The following is a 22,781-nucleotide window of genomic DNA, read 5'->3' on the forward strand; positions in this document are numbered from 1 at the left end:
GTCGGAATCGCATGGCCGCGCCAGGGGCTTGGACAATCAGACCGCACGATCAAGCGTCGCGCCCCGACTGGGCCGCGCGACCGCGCTACGCCGTGTCGGACTTCGCGACCCTTCTGTGGCGCGAACGCTACCTCATGGTGGCGGTGTTTTCGATCATCTTCGTCCTCGGGGCCGCGGCGGCCTTCACCATGAAGACCACCTATCCCGCCTATTCCAGCGTCCTGGTTCGGTTGGGCCAGGAATATGTCTATGAGCCGCGCTCCGGCGACGCCGGCCGCGGCGCGGTGCCGGACTCCGACCAGGTGATTCAGTCGGAGACCGAGATCCTCGGCTCGGGCCAACTCAAGCAGCGGGTGATCGACAAGCTGGGCCTGGCGCGGATCTATCCGACCCTGGCGGCCAAGTACGCCGGAGCCGACGCCACCGAGAAGAAGCTGATCCTGGGCCAGGCCATCCGCAACCTGGACTCCTCCACCAAGATCGAGACCGCCCCGGACACCCCGATCATCCGCATCAGCTTCACCCACGAGAACCCCGAGACCGCGGCCCTGGTGCTCAACACCCTGCTGGAGGAGTACCTGATCTACCGCCGCGCGGTGCTGACCGACCCCACCTCTCCGGCGCTCGGCCGGCAGCGCGAGGCCTTCGAGGCCCGGCTGCAACAGGCCGACGCGGCCTATGAGGACTTCCTGAACAACAATCGCATCGGCGATTTCGTGGCCGAGAAGACCTCCCTGGGCCAACTGCAGCAGCAGATCGAGCAGCAGAAATACCAGACCGACACCCAGCTCCAGGATCGCATGGGCCGGCTGGCCATGCTGGAATCCCAGATGGGCCAGGTCTCGCAGGAGGTGGGTCTCTATCGCGACATCTCCAGCGCCGCCAACGACAAGCTGATGACCCTGAAGCTGCAGCGGGAGGACCTGCTGTCACGCTACAAGAACGACGCCCGGCCCGTGCAGGAGCTCGACGCCCAGATCGCCCAGCTGGAGGCCGGTATCTCCAGTGGCCGCACCCAGGGCGAAGGCGCCCGGCGGATCGGCGTCAATCCGGTCTATCAGACGATCCAGACCGACAAGATCCAGCTCACGGCCGAGGTGGCGGCGCTGAAGCAGTCCCAGGTGACTCTGGCCAATCAGGTCGCCCAGCTCACCGAGCGCCGGATGCGCCTGGCCGAGCTGGAGCCGAAGTTCCAGGCCCTGTCCCTGGACCGCGACGTCCTGCAGGCCAGCGTCCGCGACTTCACGGTCAAGGAACAGCAGAGCCGGGCCGCCAGCGAGATCGCCTCGACCACCAACGACAACATCCGCATTGTCAGCCGGGCCACGCCCCCCACGAAGGGCAAGAGCCTGAAGAAGCCGGTGATCGTGCTGGCCTTCCTGTTCGCCGCCTTCACCGCCCTGTGCGCGGGCCTGCTGCGCATGTTCCTGCGGCCGGGCCTGCCCACGGCGCAGTCGGCCTCCCGCACCCTTGACTTGCCGGTGCTGGCCACCGCGCCGATGAAGGTCCGGTGACCGGGGGTGGCGAACGGCCGCCGTTCGCTCCCCCTGAACTTGCGATAGTTTGAACAGCTTGCGCGCGTATCGATTCGAGGGATGGTGGACCTGAACGCCGAGATGGCCGACCTGTGGGCGTCGTTGGGCGCGCCGGCCGCCGGCCGCGCGCGTATCGTCCAAGTCGTGGCCGCGCGCCGGGGCGAGGGCGCCTCCACGGTGGCGCGGGAACTCGCCTTCTTCGCGGCCAAGCGCGCGGGCCGATCCGTCTGGCTGGTGGACCTCGACCTGCTGGCCTCGCCACAGCACGCGGCCATCGGCGCAGAGAGCGACCGCTACGGCGCGCTGGGCGAACCCGCCGCAGCCAGTCCCGACGGCTCCATCTTCTTCACCGTCCAGCCCGCGTCCCACGGCCCCGACGGCCAGCCCTGGCCCGACGCCCGCTATCTCTGCGCCCATCGGGTGGGGGCGGCCCGCTGGTGGGTCACCCGCTTCCGCCGCGAGGGGCTGAAGGGCCGCCAGAGCGTCCATATCCTGCCCACCGGCGACTACTGGACGGCGCTGCGCAAGTACGCCGACCTGATCATCGTCGACTGCCCGTCGCCGGAAAGGTCCCAGGCCGCCCTGACCGTCGCCCCCTTCATGGACCAGACGGTCCTGGTGGTGGCGGCCGACGAGGCCGACGTGCGGGCCCCGGCCCAACTGCGCGACGCCATCACCGGCGCCGGCGGGACGGTGACCGGCATTTTCTTCAACCGCGCCACGGTGACCCAGCCGGGGTTCCTGAAGGCCATCCTCCCATGACCGCCGACGCCGCCTGGTCCGGCGCCGACGTCTCGGGGCGGCGGCAGATCAGCATCTGGGACCTGGCGATCTTCGCCGCCAGCGTCTCGATCCTGCTGATCTTCAGCGAAGGCTGGGTCTTCCCCCTGCGGGGCGACGCCAACAACACCGCCTTCGACAAGCTGATCCCGCTGGGCTACCTGCCGGCCTATGCGGCGGCGGCGCTGCTGATGGCCCTGACCCCGATCAGCGTCTTGCGGGCCGTGATCCGCCAGCCCTTCCTGATCATCCTGATGCTGATCGTGGGGCTGTCGATCTTCTGGTCCACAGCGCCGGACATCACGGTGCGCCGGGTCGTAGCGGTCTACGCCACCACCCTGGGCGGGGTCGTCCTGGCCGCCCGCTATCGATGGGCGGAGCTGGCGGAGATCGTCGCCACGGCCTTCGCTGTCCTGGTGACCATCTCCTTCATCATGCCCCTGGCGGTCCCCTCCATCGGGGTGATGCACGAGCTGTTCCCCGGCGCCTGGCGGGGAGTCTGGGCCGACAAGAACGCCATGGGGGGCATCATGTCCCTGGGCTTCGCCGTCCTGGCGGCGGCGGCCATGCTCAATCCGCAGCGCGCCAAGATCTGGTGGCCCTTCGCGGCCCTGGCCGTCCTGCTGGTGATCATGTCCACCTCCAAGACCTCGCTGGTCACGGTGATGATGGCCCTGGGCGGCCTGATGTTCGTCGGCCTGGCCCGGCGCAGTCCCGCCGCCGGTGTGGCCACCAGCTGGCTCGCCGTCCTGGGGATCGTGATGGTGGCCAGCGTGGCGATCTTCGCCGCCGACCTGTTCTTCGACCTGCTGGGCAAGGACGCCACCCTCACCGGGCGGACCGAGATCTGGGACGCCGCCCTCCGTCAGATCGAGAAGCGGCCCTGGACCGGCTACGGCTATAGCGCCGTCTGGGACGACACCAGCCGCTGGGGCCCGCTGCCCAAGATCGTCCAGGAGGCCGGCTGGAAGCCGCACCACTCCCACAACACCTGGATCGAGCAGTGGCTGGGCCTGGGGGTCTTCGGCCTGGCCGCCTGGGGCCTGTGCTTCCTGCAGACCATGGTGCTCGCCGTCGTCTCGGTGTTCCGGGACAAGGGCGCCTACCTGGCCCTGCCGTTCCTGCTGGTCTACGGCGTGACTTCGCTCACCGAGAGCGTGGCGGTGAACTACAACGACTTCCGCTGGGTGATCTTCGTGGCCCTGGCGGTGAAGCTCTGCTGGCCCGACCGCGAGGTCAGGACCTAGAGGCCCAAGCGCCGCGCGCCCTCGCGCACCGTCACCACCTCGAAGCCGTCGGCCACCGCCTGGTCGATCAGCCGGGCCAGGACCTCGGGCGTGCAGCCCCAGGGGGAGGGGTCTGGACGGACGTCGTGGGTGTAGAGGATCAGCCAGGCGGTCCTGGCCTTGGCCTCGTCCAGCCAGCGGCGCGCGACGATCTCGCCATCGGGCCCCTCGATGCCGACGGCCGGCGTCTGGTTCAGGTCGCAGCCCTTCTCGATCAGGCCGTGATGCAGGGCGCGCAGGGTGGAGAACCGCCTGGCGAGCGCCTGCTTGGGGCCGCCGGCGACGTCGCCATAGGGATAGGCGAAGCTCACCCGGTCCTCGACGCCCCATTCGGCCATCGCCTGGGCGTTGCGCTCCACGTCGGCCAGGGCCCCGGGGCCGGTGGCCTGGCCGCAGTCGAGATGGGAATAGGTGTGGCAGGCGATCTCGTGGCCCGCCTTGGCCAGGCGGCGATAGTCCACCGGCTCGGCGCAGACCCCCATGGGGGCCTCGGTCCCGGCCAGGCCGGCGGAGACATAGTAGGTCCCGGCCAGGCCGCGGGTCTCCAGCAGGGCGGCCCCGGCCACCGCGGCGGTCAGGGGGGCGTCGTCGAAGGTGAAGGAGACCATCGGCCGCTCCGGCCCCCTGGCCAGGGGGCGGCGATGGACCAGGCGCACCAGACGACGGCGCAGCTTGCCCTTGAGCGAACGGTCGGCGGAGTAGGCCTCTGCATAGGTCGCCATCACACGGCCTCGGCGTAGAGGGCGGCGCGGTAGAGGCGCAGGGCGAAGGCGCGGGTTTTCAGCGGCGGCCCCTCTGTCAGCGCATAGGCCTTCAGCATCGGCCGCCACAGGCTGCGCAGCGGCGCGCGCTTCAGCACGCGGGCGACCTTGTAGCTGGGATAGTGGCTGATGACGGCGTGATGGGTCGCCACGATTCGCGCGAAGTTGCCGGTGGACTGCTCGTACTTGTCGGCAAGCGTCCTGGCGGTGTCGAGGCCCAGGTGGGTGGCGGTGTTCTCCACGTGCAGTATCGGCCAGCAGCGGGCCACCCGCATGCCCCATTCCACGTCCTCCCAGCCCCAGCCGGCGAAGCCTTCGTCAAAGGACTCGGCGGCGAAGACGTCGGCGCGGACCAGCAGGTTGGAGGTGAAGATTTTCTCCGGGGTCAGGGCGCGCTCGGTCGCGGGCAGGCAATCGGAGTGGCCGGCCATGGCCCGGTGCAGGGCGTGGTCGGCCCGCGCAGGCGCCTGGTCTAGGGAGAAGCCGCCGAAGGCCACCGCCGGGTTTTCCCGGGCGATCAGGTCCAGCCAGGCGGCGATGAAGGTGGGCGAGTCCGGCAGCATGTCGCTGTCGAGGAACAGGAAGTGCCCGGCCCTGGCGTGGGCCACCAGCCGGTTGCGGCCCTTGGAGCGGCCCTCATTGGCCGCCAGCCGGGCGAAGCGGGCGGGCAGGGGGAGGGCGGCGATGGCGGCCTCGACGCGGGCGGCGAGAGCCGGGTCGCGCGAGCCGTCGTCCAGGATCACCACCTCGGCGTCGCCGGTCTCGCGCGCCAGAGCCGCCAGCAGCGGGGTGGGATCATCGCCCTTGAAGGGGATCAGGATGGAGAGGGCCGGGCGGCCCCTGGGCCACAGGGGATTGTCGAACAGGATCTCGGCTTGCGCGGTCATGTGGCGCTCCGGGCGCGGAAGGTGCGGAGGGCCTCGCGGCCGCGGCTGCGCAGGGCGCCGGCGTCCACCAGGGCTACCACCAGGCCATAGACCACTGCGCCGGCCAGGGCCTTGAGGGCCAGTTCCGGCAGGCCGCCCAGGGCCGGGATGCGGCTGACCGCCAGGGCCATCAGCAGACTGGCGCCCAGGGCCTGGCCCAGGGTCAGCCAGGGGATCGGCAGAATGAGCGTTCGCCGTCCTAGCAGGGCGGAGGCGGCTAGGCCCAGCGCGTAGCTGGCCGGGGTCGCCCAGAGGGCGCCGTCCAGGCCGAAACGGGGGATCAGGATCAGGTTGAGGACCACATTGGCGCCAGCTGGCACGATCATGGCCACCAGCAGGAAGCCGGTCTTCCGTCCCAGGGTGAAGGCCTGGTGGAAGTAGTAGGTGGTCAGGCCCGCCAGCAGGCCGCTGAGCGCGATCCAGGGGGTGACGTGGGCGGCTCCAGGACTGAGGTTCTGCCCGATCATCAGTTGCGACAGGGGAGCGGCCACCAGGGCCAGGCCCGCGGCGGCGGGGACGGTGAGCAGGATCATCAACTGGGCCTGCTCGCGGGCGGCCTGGGCCAGGGCGCCGCGGCCGCCGCGCTCCAGGGCCATGATCAGGGCCGGGCCGCCGGCGGCGCCCAGCCAGATGAAGACCACGTCCAGGGTGCGGTTGGCCAGGCTATAGCCCGCGTGATAGACGCCCACCGCCGCCTGATCGAGGAAGGCGGCCAGCAGGAACCGGTCGGTGGTGGCCAGCACCAGGGCCAGGATCAGGGATAGGGCCACCGGCGCGCCATAGGCGGCGTGCTCGCGGGCCCGATCAGCGGCGAAGGCGCCGGGCCTGGCGCGGGCGAACTCGCCGGGCAGGAACCACAGGGTGCACAGGGCCGCGGCCAGGCCGTAGCCCATCATCGGCGCGGCCCCGCCAAAGCCCATCCAGGCCAGGCCGGCGCCGAGCAGGAAGCCGCCGAGGGTCTGGGCGATGTCGAGGCTGGCGGCCCCGCCCACCTCGCCCGCCGCGCGGCGGCGCTCCTGGGCCAGCTTGGCGAAGGTGCGGAAGGGCACAGCGGCGAGACCCGCCAGCACCGCCATCCGAAGGCCCGGGGTCATGGGCCACAGGACGGTCAGTCCCGCCACCACCGGCACCAGGGCGATCAGCAGCAGCCAGGTGCGGTAGACGGTGGCGGCGTGGTCGGCCCCGCCGTTGCGGTCGGCCTCCCGGGCCCAGAACCGCGCCATCGCCGCCTCGTTCCAGGTGAAGACGGCGGTGTGGGTCAGGGTCATGACCGAGAAGCCCAGGGCGTAGTCGCCGAACTGGGCCGGGGTCATCAGGCGGGTGAAGGCCACGATGGTGAGCAGGCCCACGACACCCTGCACGATATTGACGGGCAGATAGCCGACCACCCCTCGCCAGAACATCGCCGCACGCCTCTTTGTAACTCCGGCGATCAGGCCGCCGAGATTGAGGCTCAGCTTGCCCCACAAGGCGGTTTCAAACGGTTAAGGCCACGGGCCTCAGCGGATGTTCTCGCGGTCGCCCAGTAGGCAGGGCAGGGTCATGGCGATGATGTAGAGGTCGAGCAGGAAGGACTGCCGCTCGATGTACTCCACGTCCAGGGCGACCCGGCGCTTCACCAGCTCCGGGGTGTCCACCGGACCCCGCGAGCCGTGGATGGCGGCCCAGCCGGTCATGCCGGGTTTCATGCGGTGGCGATGGGCGTATTCAGCCACCAGGCGGGCGGATTCCACGTCGCCGGTCATCATGCCCACCGGGTGAGGCCGGGGCCCCACCAGGGACATCTCACCGGCCAGCACGTTGAAGATCTGCGGCAGCTCGTCCAGCGAGGTCTTGCGGATGAAGCGGCCGACCCGGGTGACGCGGTCATCGTCGGCCTGGGTCTGGCGCACCTTGGTCTGGGGCGTGGCCTGGACGCGCATGGAGCGGAACTTCCAGACCACGATCTCCTCGTTGTTGAAGCCGTGGCGACGCTGGCGGAACAGGGCGGGGCCGGGACTGTCGAGCTTGATGGCGAAGGCCACCAGGGCCATGACCGGGGCGGCGACCACCAGGGCCAAGGAGCCGACCACAAGGTCTTGAATACGTTTGACGATCACCCGCCGGTCGTCCAGCGGCGCGCCGGAGATGTGGGCCAGGGGGACGTCGGCGATGCGGCTGATGGCGGCGGCCTCGTGGGCGGCGTCCTCGCCGTCCAGCAGCAGGCTGACCTCGTTGGGCAGGACCCGCAGCCGCTCGATCACCTGGCCGACCCGGGCGCGGGCCTGGGAGGGCACCGTGATCACGATGCGGTCGACATAGGGCATGATGCGGTGGGCGACGAGGGCGTTGGTGTCGCCCAGCACGGGGACGCCGCGGATGCCGGCCGGGCTGCGGGCGGCGCGGTCGTCGAACACCCCCAGGATATTGGCCTCCCGGCTCAGCAGGGTGGCGACGATCAGGCGCTCGGCCGCGCCGGTGGCGCCGACCACGACGATGTTGGGGGTCAGCCGGCCGCTGGCCCGCCAGCGCCGGACGCAGAGCCACCAGACGATGTGCAGGCCGTAGGTGGCCGCGAAGGCCAGCGGGCCCCAGATGGCCATGGCCTGGCCGAGCGCCGCCAGCGGCACGAAGGGGATGAGGGCGACGAAGGCCGCGCCCGCGCCGACGGCGAAGGCCCCGCTCAGGCGGGCGAGATGGTAGGCCAGGCCCTCGCGGCGGCCAAATCCGTAGGCGCGGAACACCGAGAGGGCGAGGAGAACCGCCAGCGCCCCGGCGCAGGTCACCGATAGGGCCGCGGCGCCGATCGCCCCCAGGCTATGGGCCGCCAGGCCGGCGAGGATCAGCACGACCGCGTCGCCGCCCTGGAACATGCGGGCCACCACCCGGCCCTGCAGGCGGGCGCGGGTCGGGATCAGGGCCTTGGGACGGAACGGACCGCGGCGGTCGGCGGACACCTCCGACTCAGGCGGCGGCAGGTCGGGCGCTTCGGCGCGGCGATCGGCTTCAGCCTCGACCTCGGCCTTGGGGCGGGCCTTGCGCTGGAACTGGACGATCGAAGACATGGAACGGGGGCCACGCACACGGAATTGGGTCGCTGCAATGTGACGCAGGGGTCTGATCGTCGGGTTAACGGCGCAGCGTGTTCGTTGAACGCCAAGGGATTTGAGGGGCCCGCGCCGAAAGCGTGCGACTCGATTGCCAGCCGCATTCGAAACCGCTATCCGTCCCGGCCTTGATGGTGACGTGGCCGAGTGGCTGAAGGCAACGGTTTGCTAAATCGTCATACGTGAAAGCGTATCCAGGGTTCGAATCCCTGCGTCACCGCCAAGACCTTTCCCCTCATTTCTTCACGCACAGCCACCGCGCGCGGTGGAAGTTGCCGACATTGTCGACCCAGCCGGTGACCTTGGGGCTGACCAGGTTGCGGTTCACCACGAAGTAGACAGGGATCATGGCCTCGTCGGCCAGCATCAGCTGTTCGGCGCGCTGCAGGATATCCGCGCGCTCTCGCGCGTCCGGCTCGTTGTCGGCTTGATTGAGCAGGGCGTCATAGGCCGGGTTCTTGTAGTCGCCGTAGTTCTGGCCGCCGGTGTCGGACTTCATCAGGCCCAGGAAGGTCACCGGATCGTTGAAGTCGGCGAACCAGCTCATGGCGCCGACCCCGAAGTCGCGGTTGCGATAGGCGGCGAAGGCGATCTGGCCTTCGTTCTGCACGATCTTGGCGTCCACCCCGATGCTGGCCCAGTCGGCCTGGACGGCGCTGGCCAGCAGGATGGTGTCGGGGCTGTTGCCGATCTTCAATTCGAAGCTCAGGGGGTGGCCCGGCCCATAGCCCGCCTGCGCCAGCAGCCGCTTGGCTTCGGCCTGGCGCTCGGCGAGCGGCTTGTGGGCCCACACCGTCTGCGGGCCCTGGGCGTAGCCCGCCGTGCCCGGCGGCACGAAGGCGTAGGCCGGCAACTGCCCCGCCCGCAGCAGCTTGGCGGTGATGAACTCGCGGTCGACGGCCTCCGATAGGGCGCGGCGCACGCGGATGTCGCGGAAGGCCGCGATCTCCCGGGTGTTGAAGGAGAGATAGGCGGTGGCCAGCGAGTTCTTGGCCCGCACATAGGCAGGCATGGTCTGCCGCAGGCGCCCGATCCGGTTGGACTGGAACGAGGTGTTCACGTCCAGCTCGCCGCGTTGGATGCGCCGCTCAGCCATCACCGAGTCCGGGGTCGGGAAATAGTCGATGCGGTCCACGCAGACATTGGCCACGTCGTAGAAGTTGGGGTTCTTCACCACCTCGATGTGGTCGCCCAACTTCCAGCTCATCAGCTTGAAGGGGCCGTTGGAGACATAGCGGCCGGGCTTGACCCAGGCGTCGCCCCACGTCTCCACGGCGTGCTTGGGCACCGGGAAGAAGCTCTGGTGCTTCAGCAGTTCCGGCAGGTAGGGGGCGGGGTGCTCCAGGGTCAGTTCCAGGGTGCGGGGGTCGATGGCGCGCGCGCCCAGGGCGACCAGGGGAGCCTTGCCCTCGTTCACCGCCTGGCCGTTCTTCAGCAGGTAGACGAGGTAGGCATAGATCGAGGCGGTCTTCGGATCGAGGATGCGGCGATAGGCGAACACGAAGTCGTCTGCGGTCACCGCGACCCCGTCCGACCACTTGGCGTCGCGCAGGTGGAAGGTCCAGACCAGGCCGTCGGGGCTGGTCTCCCAGGAGGTGGCCATGGCCGGGATCGGCGCGCCATCCGGGGCGTCGGTGGTCAGGCCGAAGATCAGGTCGGCGATGATGGTGAACTCGTCTACCAGGTTGCTGGTCTGCGGATCCAGCGTGCCGGCCTCCTGGTTGCTGCCATAGGCCAGGCAGACCTCGCCAGCGGGGCAGGGCGGGCGGCTGACCCTGGCCTGGCAGGCGCTGAGCAGCAGAACCGCCGCGCCGAGGGCGGCCATCAGGACGGGGTGGAGACTCGTGGGGTTCATGCCTAGTCGTCCCATCGCGCGACCGGCCTGTCGAGGGCGGGGCGAAAAACCGCGTGCGTCCCCGGCTGTGCGCGCTATGCCGGTCGCGCCATGCCGCCAGAGCATGCGGGAGGGGATGATGAGCTATTCCGAAAAGCCGTTCCGGTTCGACGGCGCCGACGGCGTCTCCATCGCCGGGTTCCGCTGGGCCGACGACCGCGTGGCGCCGCGCGCCATCCTGCAGATCGCCCACGGCATGGGCGAGCACGCCCGGCGATACCCCGAGCCCCTGATCCCGATCATGGCCGACGGCTTCGTCCTCTATGCCGACGACCATCGCGGCCATGGCTATACCGCGCCCTCCAAGGAAGCCCTGGGCGACTTCGGCGAGAACGGCGCCGAGCTGGTGGTGGAGGATATCGCCCGTCTGACCGACCTGGCGCGAGCCGAGAATCCCGGCCTGCCGCTAATCCTCCTGGGCCACAGCCTTGGGTCCTTCTTCGCCCAGGCCTACGCCTTCGACCATGCCGACAAGATCGACGGCCTGGTGCTGTCGGGCACGGCGGCCTTCGGCGACCGCACGGGGCCGGCCAAGAAGCTGGACGAGATGAACGCCGACGGGCCCACGCCGCGCACCCCCTATGACTGGCTCTCCCGCGACGAGGCCGAGGTGGACAAGTACATCGCCGACCCCCTGTGCGGCTTCTCCCGCCAGCCCAGCGCCGCGGCGAGCTTCGCCCGGGTCAGCGCCCGCCTGCGCGACGAGGTGGAGATCGCCAAGATCCCCAAGGACCTGCCCCTCTACATCTTCGTGGGCGACCAGGACCCCATCAACCGCGAGCTGGCGCTGCTGCATCCGCTGGTGAACCGCTACAAGGCTGCGGGCCTCACTCGGATGGAGGTGAAAGTCTACGAGGGCGGCCGCCACGAGATGCTGAACGAAACCAACCGCGACGAGGTGGTGGCCGATCTGCTGGCCTGGCTGCGGAAGACGGTGGAATAGAGGGGCCGCTAAGCCCCGCTGGCGATCCCCAGGGTCTCGTCGGCCATGACGTCGGAGGCGTCGTCGGCGTCCATGATCTTCAGCAGCCGGATCCGGGCGCGGTTCACCCGGCTCTTGATGGTGCCAACCGCGCAGCCGCAGATGCTGGCGGCCTCTTCGTAGGAAAGCCCCGCCGCCCCCACCAGGATCAGGGCCTCGCGATGCTCATCGGGCAGCAACTTCAGGGCGTCCTGCATGGCGTGCATGGCCACGCTCCACTCCTGGGTCGGGGCCGACCTGAGCGTTCCGGCATACTCGCCCTGTTCGTCGCGCACCTCGCGGCGGCGGCGGATGACCTGGGTGTAGTAGGTGTTGCGCAGGATCGTGAACAGCCAGGCTCGCAGGTTGGTGCCGTCCTCGAACTTGTCGCGGTTGGTCCAGGCCTTGATCAGGGTGTCCTGGACCAGGTCGTCGGCGTCGGATCCATTGTGGCTCAAGGACCAGGCGAAGGCTCGCAGCGCAGGGATCATGCGCACGACGTCGTCGCGCCAGGTGTCGCCGGACATGGGTTTCCTCGATCCGCCCCGCCGTCAGTTGGGAAGACGGTGTTCACCGCCGCGCCCCGTTGGTCACTCAACGCGCGCAGACTCCATCTGTTCCGCCTTGCGGTTGAGCGCGCGGCCCCCAATCTAGGGAACGAAGAACGACCTTCGGTCGTTGACGGAAACCTGGGGGCAGGCTTCCTCGTGGTTCGCACCGCGACATCTCACACGCGTTCAGTTCGAAGGAGTATCCATGGCGCCCTCCGATGACGCAGGTCCGTTGCCCGCCCCGCTCCGCGGCGTCCTTGACCAGTCGGTGGGGCGGTATCACCGTGTCCGCCAGGCCACCGAGGATCTCGTGCGGTTCCTGTCCAGCGAGGACATGGCCGCCCAGTCGATGCCTGACGCCAGCCCCGCCAAGTGGCACCTGGCTCATACCAGCTGGTTCTTCGAGACCTTCATGCTCGCGCCGAACCTGCCGGGCTACCGCCTCTTCGATCCCCGCTACGCCTACCTGTTCAATTCCTATTACGAGGCCCTGGGCCCGCGGCAGCCGCGGCCCGAGCGCGGCCTGCTGACCCGGCCCTCCCGCGACGAGGTCCTGGCCTACCGAGCCCACGTGGACGAAGCGATGCACGACCTGCTGTCCTCCGGGACGCCGGGCCTGGCCGAGCTGTTGGACCTGGGCCTGGCCCATGAGGAGCAGCACCAGGAACTGATCCTGATGGACATCCTGCACCTCTTCGCCCAGTCGCCCCTGAAGCCCGCCTATTCCCCCACCACCGCCCTGCCGGTGAGCGGCGATCCGGGGCCGGCCGGGACAGTGGACTTCGATGGCGGTCTGGTGGAGATCGGCCATGGCGGCGGGGGCTTCGCCTTCGACAACGAGGGGCCGCGCCACCAGGTCTTCCTCCAGCCCTTCAAGCTGGCCGACCGGCTGGTGACCAATGGCGAGTGGCTGGCCTTCATGGCCGACGGCGGCTACGTCCGCCCGGAACTTTGGCTGGCCGAGGGCTGGGCCCAGGTCCAGGCCCAGGTCTGGCGCGCGCCGCTCTACTGGCAGGAGGCCGCCCACGGCTGGCTGGCCATGACCCTGCAGGGCCTGCGCGCCGTCGCGCCCCATGCCCCGGTCACCCACATCAGCTTCTACGAGGCCGACGCCTATGCGACCTGGGCCGGCGCCCGCCTGCCCACCGAGGCCGAATGGGAGCACGCCGCGGCGGGCCTGCCCATCGCCGGCAACTTCATGGGCTCGGGCCAGCTCGGCCCGGCCGCCACCCAGGCCGGGGAGGGGCTGCGCCAGATGTTCGGCGACGTCTGGGAATGGACCCGCAGCGCCTATTCCCCCTATCCGGGCTTCCATCCGGCCGCCGGCGCGGTGGGGGAGTACAACGGCAAGTTCATGATCGGCCAGATGGTGCTGCGCGGCGGCGGCTGCGCCACACCGGAGCACCATGTGCGGGCGACCTACCGCAACTTCTTCCACCCGCAGCAACGCTGGATGTTCTCGGGCCTGCGCCTGGCCTGGGACCGCCCCCCGAAGCAGGCCCTGGCCGAGGATGGCAGCTTCGCCGCCGACGTACTGGCGGGGCTGGCCAAGCCGCGGAAGTCGATCCCGGCCAAATACTTCTACGACGCCGAGGGCTCACGGCTGTTCGAGGAGATCTGCGACCTGCCGGAATACTATCCCACCCGCACCGAGGCCGCCCTGCTGCGCGCCAAGGCCGGCGAGATGGCCGCGGCGATCCCGGCCGGCGCGGCCCTGGTGGAGTTCGGCAGCGGGGCCAGCACCAAGACCCGTCTCCTGCTGGACGCCGCGCCGCAGTTGGCGGCCTACGTCCCCATCGACATCAGCAAGGCCGCCCTGGACGCCGCGGCGCAGGCTATCGGTCGCGACTATCCCGATCTGGTGGTGGCGCCCCTGGTGGACGACTTCACCACCGCCCTCAGCCTGCCGCCCGAGGTGTCGGGCATGACCAGCGTCGGCTTCTTCCCCGGTTCCACCATCGGCAATTTCCGCCCCGACGAGGCGATCGCCTTCCTGGCCGGGGCGCGCCGCCTGCTGGGCCATGGCGCGGCCTTCCTGGTGGGGATGGACATCGTCAAGGACGAGGCGACCCTGGTGGCGGCCTATGACGACGCCCGGGGCGTCACGGCGGCCTTCAACCTCAACCTGCTGACCCGCATCAACCGCGAGCTCGACGGCGACTTCGACCTGGACGCCTTCCAGCACCGCGCGGTGTGGAACGCCCAGGAGAGCCGGATGGAGATGCACCTGGTGAGCACGCGCGCCCAGAGCGTCTCGGTGGCGGGGCGCAGCTTCGCCTTCGCGGCCGGGGAGACCCTGCACACCGAGAACTCCTACAAGTTCACGGTCGATGGCTTCGGAAAGCTGGCGGCGGCGGCGGGGTGGCGGCTGGAGCAGCGCTGGGAAAGCGCGGCGCCGAGCTTCGCCATGGTGCTGCTGAGGGCCTAGCGCGGCCGGAAGGCCGACGAGGCCATCCATTCCTGATGCTCGTGAAGAAACGGCTCCGAGGGAGGTCGGAGCCGTGCCTTGTCTCAGTCGAGGGTCGGGACGATCAGCCTTCCAGCGGGCCGCGGGTGCGACCGCCGCCGCGGGAAGATTCGCCGCCCTTGCGCCCGGCCGAGGCCGCGAGGTCGCGGTCCTTGGCGAAGCTGCGTTTCTCCCCCGGCACGCTGGCGCCGCCCTTGCGGGCGATCTCACGCCGGCGCTCGGGGTTCATGGCGGCGAATCCGCGACGGGACTTCGGCTTGGCGTTGGGATCGAGGTCCATGGGGCTACTCCTGATGATGCGTGCGTGCCGGGGAGGCGGTTGGGGGCCGCTTCACGTACGGTTACGCTCAGGCAAACCCTCAAGATGCAGGAGAGGTTGCGCGAAAAGTTGCGTCTTATTCGCGGCGCAGGGCCTCGATGGGGTCCAGCCGGGCCGCTCGCCAGGACGGATAGGCCCCGAACACCAGGCCCACCAGGCTGGAGAAGCCCAGGGCCACGGGCCCGGCCCAGACGGGGATTGCGGCCGGCCAGGACCCGATCCTGGCGATGGCGATCGCCCCCAGGACGCCGATCAAGAGACCCAGGAGCCCCCCCACCAACGATAGCGTGATCGACTCCAGGGCGAACTGGATGAGGATGTCGGAGCGCCTGGCGCCGACCGCCATGCGCAGGCCGATCTCGCGGGTCCGCTCGGTCACCGCCACCAGCATTATGTTCATGATCCCCACGCCCCCCACCACCAGGGAGACCCCGGCCACGGCGGCCAGTAGGACGGTGAAGGTGCCGATGGCCGCCTGGGACGCCGCCAGGATCGAGGCCATGTTCTGGGTGGAGAAGTCGTCGTCGTCCCCCTGGCGGATGCGGTGGGTCTCCCGCAGCAGGTTGGTGGTGTCCTCCTGCACCCGGTCCAGGACCTCGGCGTCGGCGGCCTTCACATAGATTGTCTGGACGGTGTCGCCCCGGGCGCGGCGGCCGACGATGCGCGAGCGCACCGCCTCGAGCGGGCCCAGCAGCACGTCGTCCTGGTCCTGGCCGAAACTGGACTGGCCCTTGGGCGCCAGGACCCCGATCACCTCGAAGGGGACGCTGCGCACCCGCACACGCTTGCCGATGGGGTCGTCGTCGCCCCAGAGCTGGGTGGCGACGGTGGGGCCGATCACCACAACCTTCTTGCCCTGGCGGGCCTCGCGGTCGTCGAACATCCGGCCCTGGGCGATCTCCAGATCGCGGGCGATGAGATAGGGCGGGGTGACGCCCTCGATGCGGCTGTTCCAGTTGGCGCCGTCGGCGGTGAGCTGGGCCTGGCCGCGGACCACGGGGGCCACGGCGGCGACACCCTCCACCTGCTTGCCGATGGCCTCGGCGTCGGCGTCGGTGAGGGTCTGGCCCGAGCCCGCCGCCCCGCGCACCAGGCCGCCGCCAGGGCCCATGGCGCCGCCGCGGGCCGCTCCGGGGCTGACGATGATCAGGTTGGAGCCGAGGCCGGCGATGGTGCTGGTGACCCTCTGCTGGGCCCCAAGGCCGATGGAGGTCATCATCACGACGGCCGCGACCCCGATCACCACCCCCAGCGAGGTGAGGACCGAGCGCATGGGGTGGGCGACGATGGCGCCGGTGGCGAAGCGCAGGAGTTCGATGAACTTCATGCGGCGGCGTCCCGTTCGTCGCTGACGATCAGGCCATCGCGGAAGGAGACGCGGCGGCGCGCGGCGGCGGCCACGTCCAGGTCGTGGGTGACCAGGATCAGGGTCAGGCCGCCGGCGTTGAGCTCCTTGAACAGGGCCAGGACCTCCAGGCCGGTCTGGGTATCCAGGGCGCCGGTGGGTTCGTCGGCCAGCAGCAGGTCGGGGGAGTTGGCGAGCGCCCGGGCGATGGCCACCCGCTGCTGCTGGCCGCCGGAGAGCTGGGTGGGGCGGTGACCCTTGCGGGGGCCCAGACCCACCCGGTCGAGCATGGCCGCCGCGCGCTCACGGCGTTCGCGGGGCTCCAGGCCCGCATAGATCATCGGCAGCTCGACGTTCTGCAGGGCGGTGAGGCGGGGCAGGAGCTGGAAGGACTGGAAGACGAAGCCGATCCGCCGGCGGCGGAAGCTCGCCAGCTCGTCGTCGCCGAAGCTGCCCACGTCCTCGCCATCGAACAGGTAGGACCCGCTGGTGGGGCGGTCGAGGCCCCCCAGGATGTTCATCAGCGAGGACTTGCCCGAGCCCGAGGGCCCGATGACGGCGACGTTCTCGCCGCGCGCGATGCTCAAGGTGACGCCGGCCAGGGCCGCCACCTCTTCCTCGCCCATGACGAAGACCTTGCGCAGGTCCTTGATGTCGATCATCGGCCGCGCTTCACGTCCGGGGCCGGCCGGAGCCGCCGGCGGCTCCGGGGGCGCCGCCGGCGAAGGGCGAGGCGGCCTTGACCTTGGGCTTGGGCCCGCCGCCGGTGATCACCTGGTCGCCGGCCTTCAGGGACGGACTGCGGATCTCTGTGAAGGAGCCGTCGGTGACCCCCACCCGCACGGGGACGGGGACCGGCTTATCGTCGCGCAGCACATAGACCACGCCCCCGGTCATGCCGCCCGCGCCGCGGCCCTGGGCCATCGTGGCGCGCAGGACGGCGAGCTTCTGCTTCTGATCGGGGCGCAGCAGGGGTTCCAGCCTGGCCATGGCCGCCTCGGTGTTCTTGCGCATGGTCTCGCGCATGGCGCTGCGGTCGCCGCCGGCGCTGGCGAAGGCCGCGGCGGTCTTGGTGCGCAGGTCCGCCTCGATGGGCGCCCAGGCCTTCTGTTGGGCGGCGTCCAGGTCCAGCTGCTGGACCAGACGGGCCGCGCCCATGCCGCCGCGCTGACCGCCGCCACCCTGGGCCCGCTGGCCGCCGCCGAAGCCTCCGCCCATGCCGGGCGGGCCGAAGCCCCCGGCGGGGCGGGCGGCCTGGGCGTTGGCGCTGGCCGGCTGCCAGCGCAGGGCCGCGGCCGGGACCTTCATGACGCCGGCCTTCTGTTCGATGACGATGTCGGCGTTGGCGGTCATGCCGGGCAGGAGATTGCCCCTGGGATTGTCGGCCTCGGCCATCACCGTATAGGCCACCACGTTCTGGTCGGTGACCGGCTGCTTGCGGACCTGGGTGACGATGCCGGTGAAGTTGTCATCCGGGAAGGCGTCGACGGTGAACTTGACGGCCTGACCCTCCTTGACCTGGCCGATGTCGGCCTCGTCGACGGAGATCTTTACCTGCACCTTGGACAGGTCCTGGGCGATGCGGAACAGCACCGGGGCCGACAGGCTGGCGGCCACGGTCTGGCCGGGCTCGATCTGGCGGTCGACGATCACCCCGTCGATGGGGGCCACGACCATCGTGCGCGACAGGTCCACCCGCGTGCTGCGCAGGGCCGCCTGGCTCTGGCCGACCCGGGCGCGGGTGGCCTCGACGCTGGCCGCGGCGGCGCGGTAGGTGGCCTGGGACTGGTCGAGGACCGAGGGGGCGTAGAACCCTTTCTCCACCAGGATCTTCTTGCGATTGTAGTCGGCCTGGGCGTTGGCGGCCTGGGCCTGGGCCTGGCGCACCGCCGCGGCGCCGGCGGCGATGTCGGCCTGACCCTGGGCGACGCGGGATTCGTAGGTCTGGGGATCGAGGATGGCCAGCGTCTGGCCGGCCTTCACCTCGTCGTTGAAGTCCACCAGCACCTGGCGGATCTGGCCGGAGATCTGCGAGCCCACCTCCACCGTCACCAGAGCCTCCAGCGTGCCCGAGGCCGAGACCGAGCGGGTGATGGCGCCCTGGTCCACCGCCGCGGTGCGGTAGGGGTCCTTGGGTTCGTCCTTCTTGAGCACCCGGCAGCCGACCACGGTCAGCAGCGCCAGGAGCAGCACCGCCAGTCCGATCATGACCGGGCGAGGCAGCCGCATCCTGGAGGGTCGGGTCGGGTTCGGGCTCAAGAGGTGTCTCCACGACGCAGGGGCCGGCAGGTTAGGAAAGTCCGGCTGAACCGGGGATGACCTGCTTTGTCCAAGATCAGACAGGCGTTACGCGACAATTTCAGCCCGGTTCCAAGTCTTGCGGCCTGGCAACAAAGACCTAGAGCGGAAGTTGCACCCGCGCGGTCAGGCCGCCCCCGGCGCGGTTGACCATCACCACGTCGCCGCCGTGGCCGCGCGCTACCGAACGGACCACCGCCAGGCCCAGGCCGATGCCGCCCGTCTGGCGGCTGCGGGAGGGTTCGCGGCGGTAGAAGGGCTCGAACACCCGCTCGGCGTCCTCCGGGGGAATGCCCGGACCGTCGTCCTCGATCTCGACGATGGCGCTGGCGGCCTCGCGGTAGACCCGCGCCCGGGCGCGACCGCCGAATTTCACGGCGTTCTCCAGCAGGTTGGTGAACAGGCGGCGCAGGGCTACGGGGTCGCCCTCGATCACCACCTTGTCGCCGCGCTCAACCTCGGTGTCGAAGCCGGTCTCGGCCATCTCGTCGCAGACGCTCTCCAGCAGGGAGGAGAGCTCCAGGGGCGTGCGGTCGGCTGGCCGGCTGGCGTCGCGCACGAAGGTCAGGGCCGCGGCGATCATCTCCTCCATCTGGTCGATGTCGGCGGCCATCTTGGCGCGGGTCTCCTCCGGCGCGTTCTCGATGCGGAAGCGCAGGCGGGTCAGCGGCGTGCGCAGGTCGTGGGCGATGGCGCCGACCATCGCGGTCCTATCCTCGACGTAGCGCCGCAGCCGGTCCTGCATGTCGTTGAAGGCGCGCACGGCGACATTGATCTCCGCCGTCCCCTTCAGGGAGACCGGCAGGCGGGCGCCGCGCGGGTCGCGGCCCAGCCGCTCGGCGGCGTCGGCGAACATCTGGAACGGCTGGGCGAGCCTGCGCGCGAAGATGTAGGCCACCGGCGCCAGGGCGAGGCCCGAGAGCAACAGCCACAGCACGATGCGGCGCTGCCAGGGATCCAGGCCCAGGCCAGGGGTCGGACGCACCATGTCCCATCGCCCGTCGGGACGCTGCACCGCCACGTCGAAGGGGGCGATCAGGAAATGCTCCTCGCGCTCGCCCCCGGCCCGGGCCATGCGGTCGCGGATGATGCGGAAGACCCGGCGGTCGGAGACCGGCAGGCGGGACGGCGCGGAGATCACCACCCGGTCCGACGTGACCCCGAACTCCCGGGCCAGCTCCGCGCGGATCTGCGGCACCGTGCGTCCCTCCATGGCCGGGGAGGGCGGTTTGGCGACGATCTTCAGCTCCAGCGGCCGCCGCTCGGTGAAGGCCGGCGCGTTCCCGCGGAAGGTCTGCACCACCTCGCTCAGCCGATAGAAGTCCGGCGCCGGCGGCGGCAGGTTGAAGATCATGAACAGGCTGATGGCCTGGGAGGCCACCAGGCTGATGCCGATCAGGGTCAGCAGCCGGGCGAACAGCGACGCGGTCGGCCGCCCCGACCACGCGCTCGTCATGTCCGCTTCACCTTGGCGGTGAACATGTAGCCCTCGTTGCGGATGGTGCGGATCAGGTCCTGGCCGCCGCCGCCGTCGTCCAGCTTGCGGCGCAGGCGGCTGATCTGGACGTCGATGGCCCGGTCGAAGGCGTCGGAGTCGGGGCCGCGGGCGAAGTCCAGCAGTTGGTCTCGGGTCAGGACCCGCTGGGGCCGCTCGACGAAGGCGCGCAGCAGGGAGAACTCGCCCGAGGACAGGTTCACCACCACGCCCGGCGGCGAGCGTAGCTCGCGCCGCACCAGATCCAGCCGCCAGCCGGCGAACTCGCAGCCGGCCCCGCCGCCGTTCGATCCGCCCCGTTGCTCGGCCCGCCGCAGCACGGCGCGGACCCGGGCCAGCAGCTCACGCGGATTGCAGGGCTTGGCCAGGTAGTCGTCGGCGCCCAGCTCCAGGCCGACGATCCGGTCGGTATCCTCGCCCATGGCCGAGAGCATGATGATCGGCGGGCCTTCGCCGCTCAGCCGGCGGGCGATGGACAGGCCGTCCTCGCCGGGCAGCATGACATCCAGCACGATCAGGTCGACGGGCCCCCGCTCCAGGGCCTGCTCCATCTCGCGCGCGTCGCAGGCGGTGTCGACGAGATAGCCGTGCTTGCCCAGGAAGTCGGAGACGACGTCGAGAATACCGGGGTCGTCGTCGACCATCAGGATGCGGGCGGTCGCGGGGACCTGGTCTGTACTGGGTTCCATTCGCGCCATTTTCAGCCCTCCGCGTAACGCACAGATTTCACGACTGAAATCGCTAATCCCCGGCCAGCACGTCGTCGGCGACGAAGGGGTTGGTCCGCCGTTCGATCCCGAACTTCGACATTGGACCGTGGCCGGAGACGAAGGCCACGTCGTCGCCGAGCGGCCACAGCTTGCCGGTGATGGAGTCGATCAGCTGCTGGTGGTTGCCGCGCGGGAAGTCGCTGCGCCCCACCGAACCCTGGAACAGCACGTCCCCCACCTGGGCGAAACGGGCCTCGCGATGGAAGAAGACCACGTGGCCTGGGGTGTGGCCCGGGCAGTGATAGACCTCGAACTGCGTCTCGCCGAGGGTGACCAGGTCGCCGTCCGCCAGCCAGCGGTCGGGCGTGAAGCTGCGGGCCTCGGGCATGCCCCACTTGGCGCCGCTGGCCTCCATCTGGTCGATCCAGAAGGCGTCGTCGGGATGGGGTCCCTCGATGGGGACGCCGGTGGCGGCCTTCAGGGCCGCCGTGCCGCCGGCATGGTCCAGGTGGCCGTGGGTGATCCAGATCTTTTCGAGCGTCAGGTCGTGGGCCTTCAGGGCGTCGAGCAGGCGCGGGACCTCGCCGCCCGGATCGATGATGGCCGCCTTCCTGGTCTTCACGCACCAGACGATGGTGCAGTTCTGCGCCAGGGGTGTGACCGGCGCGATGATGGCGCGGATGGGCGGGGACGTCTCGGACATGTCCCTAGCATCGGCGCAAGCCGCCCATAAGAAAAGGCCCGGGATGTGATCCCGGGCCTCGCCTTGGACTTGGGCTTAGTGCGAGCCGGGCGGCGGCGCGCCAGGCATCGGCGGAACCGATTCCGGCGGCGCGTCGGGCGACAGCTCGGGCACCTCGACGATGCCGCGGGCCATGTGGCTGTTGCGGAAGCCGTAGAGGAAATAGACCACCAGGCCGATGGCCGCCCAGATCACGAACAGCAGCTGGGTTTCCCTCGACAGGCTGAAGAACAGATAGATGCAGCCCGCCGCGGCCAGGGGCGCGACGATCATCACCGCCGGCGTGCGGAAGGGCCGCTTGCGGTTGGGATCGGTCTTGCGCAGCACCATCACCGCGATGGCCACCATGGCGAAGGCGAACAGGGTGCCGGAGTTGGAGATGTCGGCCAGCACGCCCACCGGGAAGAAGGCCGCGAAGGCCGAGACGCAGACGCCCGTGATGATGGTGATCACGTGCGGGGTGTGGAACTTCGGATGGACCTTGGACAGCACCGCCGGCAGCAGGCCGTCACGGCTCATGACGAAGAAGATCCGGGTCTGGCCGAACATCATCATCAGGATGACCGAGGGCAGGGCCAGGCCGGCGGCCAGGCCGAGCAGGTTGCCGATCTGGGGCCAGCCGATCTTGCGCAGGGTCCAGGCGAGCGCCTCCTTGGAGCAGACGACATGGTCGCCGGCGAGCGCGCCGCAGGCGGCGGTCATCTCTTGGCTGCCGGGCCGCAGGCCCAGGCCCGCGGAGTCCATCACCGGCTGGGCGCCGACCGTGCCGATTACGCCCGAGGCCACCAGGATGTAGAAGATGGTGCAGACCCCCAGCGAGCCGATCAGGCCGATGGGCATGTTCCTCTGGGGATTCTTGGTCTCCTCGGCCGCGGTGGAGACCGCGTCGAAGCCCACATAGGCGAAGAAGATCGAGGCCGCCGCCGCCGAGATCCCGGCCATGCCGAGGGGGGCGAAGGGTTCGAAGTTCTCCATCTTCATCACCGGCAGGGCCAGGACGCAGAAGAGGGTCAGGGCCGCGACCTTGATGGCCACCAGGATCGCGTTGACGGTGGCCGATTCCCGGGTGCCGATCACCAGCAGCCAGGTCACCAGCAGGGCGATGCCTGCCGCCGGCAGGTTGACGATCCCGCCGTCCATCGGCCCCAGGACCAGGGCGTTGGGAATGTCGATGCTGAAGGCGTTCTCGATCAGGCCGACCACATAGCCGGACCAGCCCACCGAGACCGCGCCAGCGGCGACGGCGTATTCCAGGATCAGGGCCCAGCCCACCATCCAGGCCACCATCTCGCCCATGACGGCGTAGCTGTAGGTGTAGGCCGAGCCCGAGACCGGCACCATGGCCGACATCTCGGAGTAACAGAGCGCGGCGACCGCGCAGACGAAGCCCGCGATGACGAACGCGGCGATCATGCCGGGGCCCGCCTTCTGGGCGGCCTCGGCGGTTAGGACGAAGATCCCGGTGCCGATGATGGCGCCGATCCCCAGCATGGTCAGCTGGAACGCCCCCAGGGATCGGTGAAGTGATTTCTTTTCAGCGGTCGCGAGGATCGCGTCGAGCGGCTTTACACGCCACATATTCCCTCCCAGTCGCGGCGGTCCCCCCGCCGCGCGAATTAAGCTTG

At 70.1% G+C, this 22,781-nt stretch carries 19 protein-coding genes and 1 tRNA gene; 6 read left to right on the forward strand and 14 right to left on the reverse strand.

The features are described from left to right. Positions 1 to 92: 92 nt before the first annotated feature. The 3 genes from Q7T09_RS02655 (at position 93) to Q7T09_RS02665 (ending at position 3,562) form a co-directional block, all read left to right on the forward strand. Positions 93 to 1,514 carry a GumC family protein gene (locus Q7T09_RS02655; RefSeq protein ID WP_304697419.1) on the forward strand — a complete coding sequence of 474 codons (1,422 nt, stop codon included), beginning with the start codon at positions 93 to 95 and terminating at the stop codon, positions 1,512 to 1,514. An 81-nt stretch (positions 1,515 to 1,595) separates the two neighbouring features. Next, positions 1,596 to 2,297: a sugar kinase gene (locus Q7T09_RS02660; protein WP_304697420.1), complete on the forward strand. Its 702-nt coding sequence runs from the start codon at positions 1,596 to 1,598 to the stop codon at positions 2,295 to 2,297. Next, positions 2,294 to 3,562: an O-antigen ligase gene (locus Q7T09_RS02665; RefSeq protein ID WP_304697421.1), complete on the forward strand. Its 1,269-nt coding sequence runs from the start codon at positions 2,294 to 2,296 to the stop codon at positions 3,560 to 3,562. Before Q7T09_RS02660 ends, Q7T09_RS02665 begins: the two co-directional genes overlap by 4 nt. Here Q7T09_RS02665 and Q7T09_RS02670 read toward each other — a convergent pair. From Q7T09_RS02670 to Q7T09_RS02685, 4 genes are read right to left on the reverse strand one after another with little or no spacing between them, the layout of a single operon-like run. Further along, positions 3,559 to 4,323 carry a polysaccharide deacetylase family protein gene (locus Q7T09_RS02670; RefSeq protein ID WP_304697422.1) on the reverse strand — a complete coding sequence of 255 codons (765 nt, stop codon included), beginning with the start codon at positions 4,321 to 4,323 and terminating at the stop codon, positions 3,559 to 3,561. The genes Q7T09_RS02665 and Q7T09_RS02670 overlap by 4 nt on opposite strands. Continuing rightward, positions 4,323 to 5,249, reverse strand: coding sequence for a glycosyltransferase family 2 protein (locus Q7T09_RS02675; protein ID WP_304697423.1), 927 nt, complete (start codon positions 5,247 to 5,249; stop codon positions 4,323 to 4,325). Before Q7T09_RS02675 ends, Q7T09_RS02670 begins: the two co-directional genes overlap by 1 nt. Beyond that, positions 5,246 to 6,757 carry a polysaccharide biosynthesis C-terminal domain-containing protein gene (locus Q7T09_RS02680; RefSeq protein WP_370689191.1) on the reverse strand — a complete coding sequence of 504 codons (1,512 nt, stop codon included), beginning with the start codon at positions 6,755 to 6,757 and terminating at the stop codon, positions 5,246 to 5,248. The genes Q7T09_RS02675 and Q7T09_RS02680 overlap by 4 nt, the downstream gene beginning before the upstream one ends. Positions 6,758 to 6,787: 30 nt before the next feature. Beyond that, positions 6,788 to 8,332 carry an exopolysaccharide biosynthesis polyprenyl glycosylphosphotransferase gene (locus tag Q7T09_RS02685; protein ID WP_304697424.1) on the reverse strand — a complete coding sequence of 515 codons (1,545 nt, stop codon included), beginning with the start codon at positions 8,330 to 8,332 and terminating at the stop codon, positions 6,788 to 6,790. Between the two features lie 175 nt (positions 8,333 to 8,507). On the opposite strand from Q7T09_RS02685, the gene Q7T09_RS02690 reads away from it, so the two are divergent. Then, positions 8,508 to 8,597, forward strand: a tRNA-Ser gene (locus tag Q7T09_RS02690). A gap of 12 nt (positions 8,598 to 8,609) precedes the next feature. Here the strand turns inward: Q7T09_RS02690 and Q7T09_RS02695 are convergent. After that, positions 8,610 to 10,229 carry a peptide ABC transporter substrate-binding protein gene (locus Q7T09_RS02695; protein WP_304697425.1) on the reverse strand — a complete coding sequence of 540 codons (1,620 nt, stop codon included), beginning with the start codon at positions 10,227 to 10,229 and terminating at the stop codon, positions 8,610 to 8,612. 118 nt (positions 10,230 to 10,347) lie between these two features. On the opposite strand from Q7T09_RS02695, the gene Q7T09_RS02700 reads away from it, so the two are divergent. After that, positions 10,348 to 11,211 (forward strand): alpha/beta fold hydrolase, encoded by an 864-nt coding sequence (locus Q7T09_RS02700; protein ID WP_304697426.1) that lies wholly within the window; start codon positions 10,348 to 10,350, stop codon positions 11,209 to 11,211. Between the two features lie 8 nt (positions 11,212 to 11,219). On the opposite strand, the gene Q7T09_RS02705 is transcribed toward Q7T09_RS02700, so the two are convergent. Next, complete coding sequence (locus tag Q7T09_RS02705) at positions 11,220 to 11,756, reverse strand: sigma-70 family RNA polymerase sigma factor (RefSeq protein WP_304697427.1); 537 nt, start codon at positions 11,754 to 11,756, stop codon at positions 11,220 to 11,222. Positions 11,757 to 11,985: 229 nt separating this feature from the next. On the opposite strand from Q7T09_RS02705, the gene egtB reads away from it, so the two are divergent. Continuing rightward, a complete protein-coding gene (gene egtB, locus Q7T09_RS02710; protein ID WP_304697428.1) occupies positions 11,986 to 14,208 on the forward strand; it encodes an ergothioneine biosynthesis protein EgtB in 2,223 nt (740 codons plus the stop codon). Positions 14,209 to 14,311: 103 nt separating this feature from the next. On the opposite strand, the gene Q7T09_RS02715 is transcribed toward egtB, so the two are convergent. From Q7T09_RS02715 to Q7T09_RS02750, 8 genes are all read right to left on the reverse strand, one after another. Further along, a complete protein-coding gene (locus Q7T09_RS02715) occupies positions 14,312 to 14,527 on the reverse strand; it encodes a general stress protein (RefSeq protein ID WP_215340069.1) in 216 nt (71 codons plus the stop codon). Between the two features lie 115 nt (positions 14,528 to 14,642). After that, positions 14,643 to 15,893, reverse strand: a complete 1,251-nt coding sequence (locus Q7T09_RS02720; protein WP_304697429.1) for an ABC transporter permease — start codon at positions 15,891 to 15,893, stop codon at positions 14,643 to 14,645. After that, a complete protein-coding gene (locus tag Q7T09_RS02725; RefSeq protein WP_304697430.1) occupies positions 15,890 to 16,573 on the reverse strand; it encodes an ABC transporter ATP-binding protein in 684 nt (227 codons plus the stop codon). The genes Q7T09_RS02720 and Q7T09_RS02725 overlap by 4 nt, the downstream gene beginning before the upstream one ends. A 10-nt stretch (positions 16,574 to 16,583) precedes the next feature. Then, a complete protein-coding gene (locus Q7T09_RS02730; RefSeq protein WP_304697431.1) occupies positions 16,584 to 18,140 on the reverse strand; it encodes an efflux RND transporter periplasmic adaptor subunit in 1,557 nt (518 codons plus the stop codon). 169 nt (positions 18,141 to 18,309) lie between these two features. Next, positions 18,310 to 19,665: a cell wall metabolism sensor histidine kinase WalK gene (locus Q7T09_RS02735; RefSeq protein ID WP_304697432.1), complete on the reverse strand. Its 1,356-nt coding sequence runs from the start codon at positions 19,663 to 19,665 to the stop codon at positions 18,310 to 18,312. After that, on the reverse strand, positions 19,662 to 20,393 hold the full coding sequence (locus tag Q7T09_RS02740; protein WP_304697433.1) for a response regulator: 732 nt from the start codon (positions 20,391 to 20,393) through the stop codon (positions 19,662 to 19,664). The genes Q7T09_RS02735 and Q7T09_RS02740 overlap by 4 nt, the downstream gene beginning before the upstream one ends. A 52-nt stretch (positions 20,394 to 20,445) precedes the next feature. After that, a complete protein-coding gene (locus Q7T09_RS02745) occupies positions 20,446 to 21,117 on the reverse strand; it encodes an MBL fold metallo-hydrolase (RefSeq protein ID WP_304697434.1) in 672 nt (223 codons plus the stop codon). A 75-nt stretch (positions 21,118 to 21,192) separates the two neighbouring features. Continuing rightward, complete coding sequence (locus tag Q7T09_RS02750; protein ID WP_304697435.1) at positions 21,193 to 22,734, reverse strand: amino acid permease; 1,542 nt, start codon at positions 22,732 to 22,734, stop codon at positions 21,193 to 21,195. Positions 22,735 to 22,781: the final 47 nt, after the last annotated feature.

Source organism: Phenylobacterium sp., from assembly GCF_030645195.1.
In the GTDB taxonomy this organism is placed as follows: Bacteria; Pseudomonadota; Alphaproteobacteria; order Caulobacterales; family Caulobacteraceae; genus Phenylobacterium.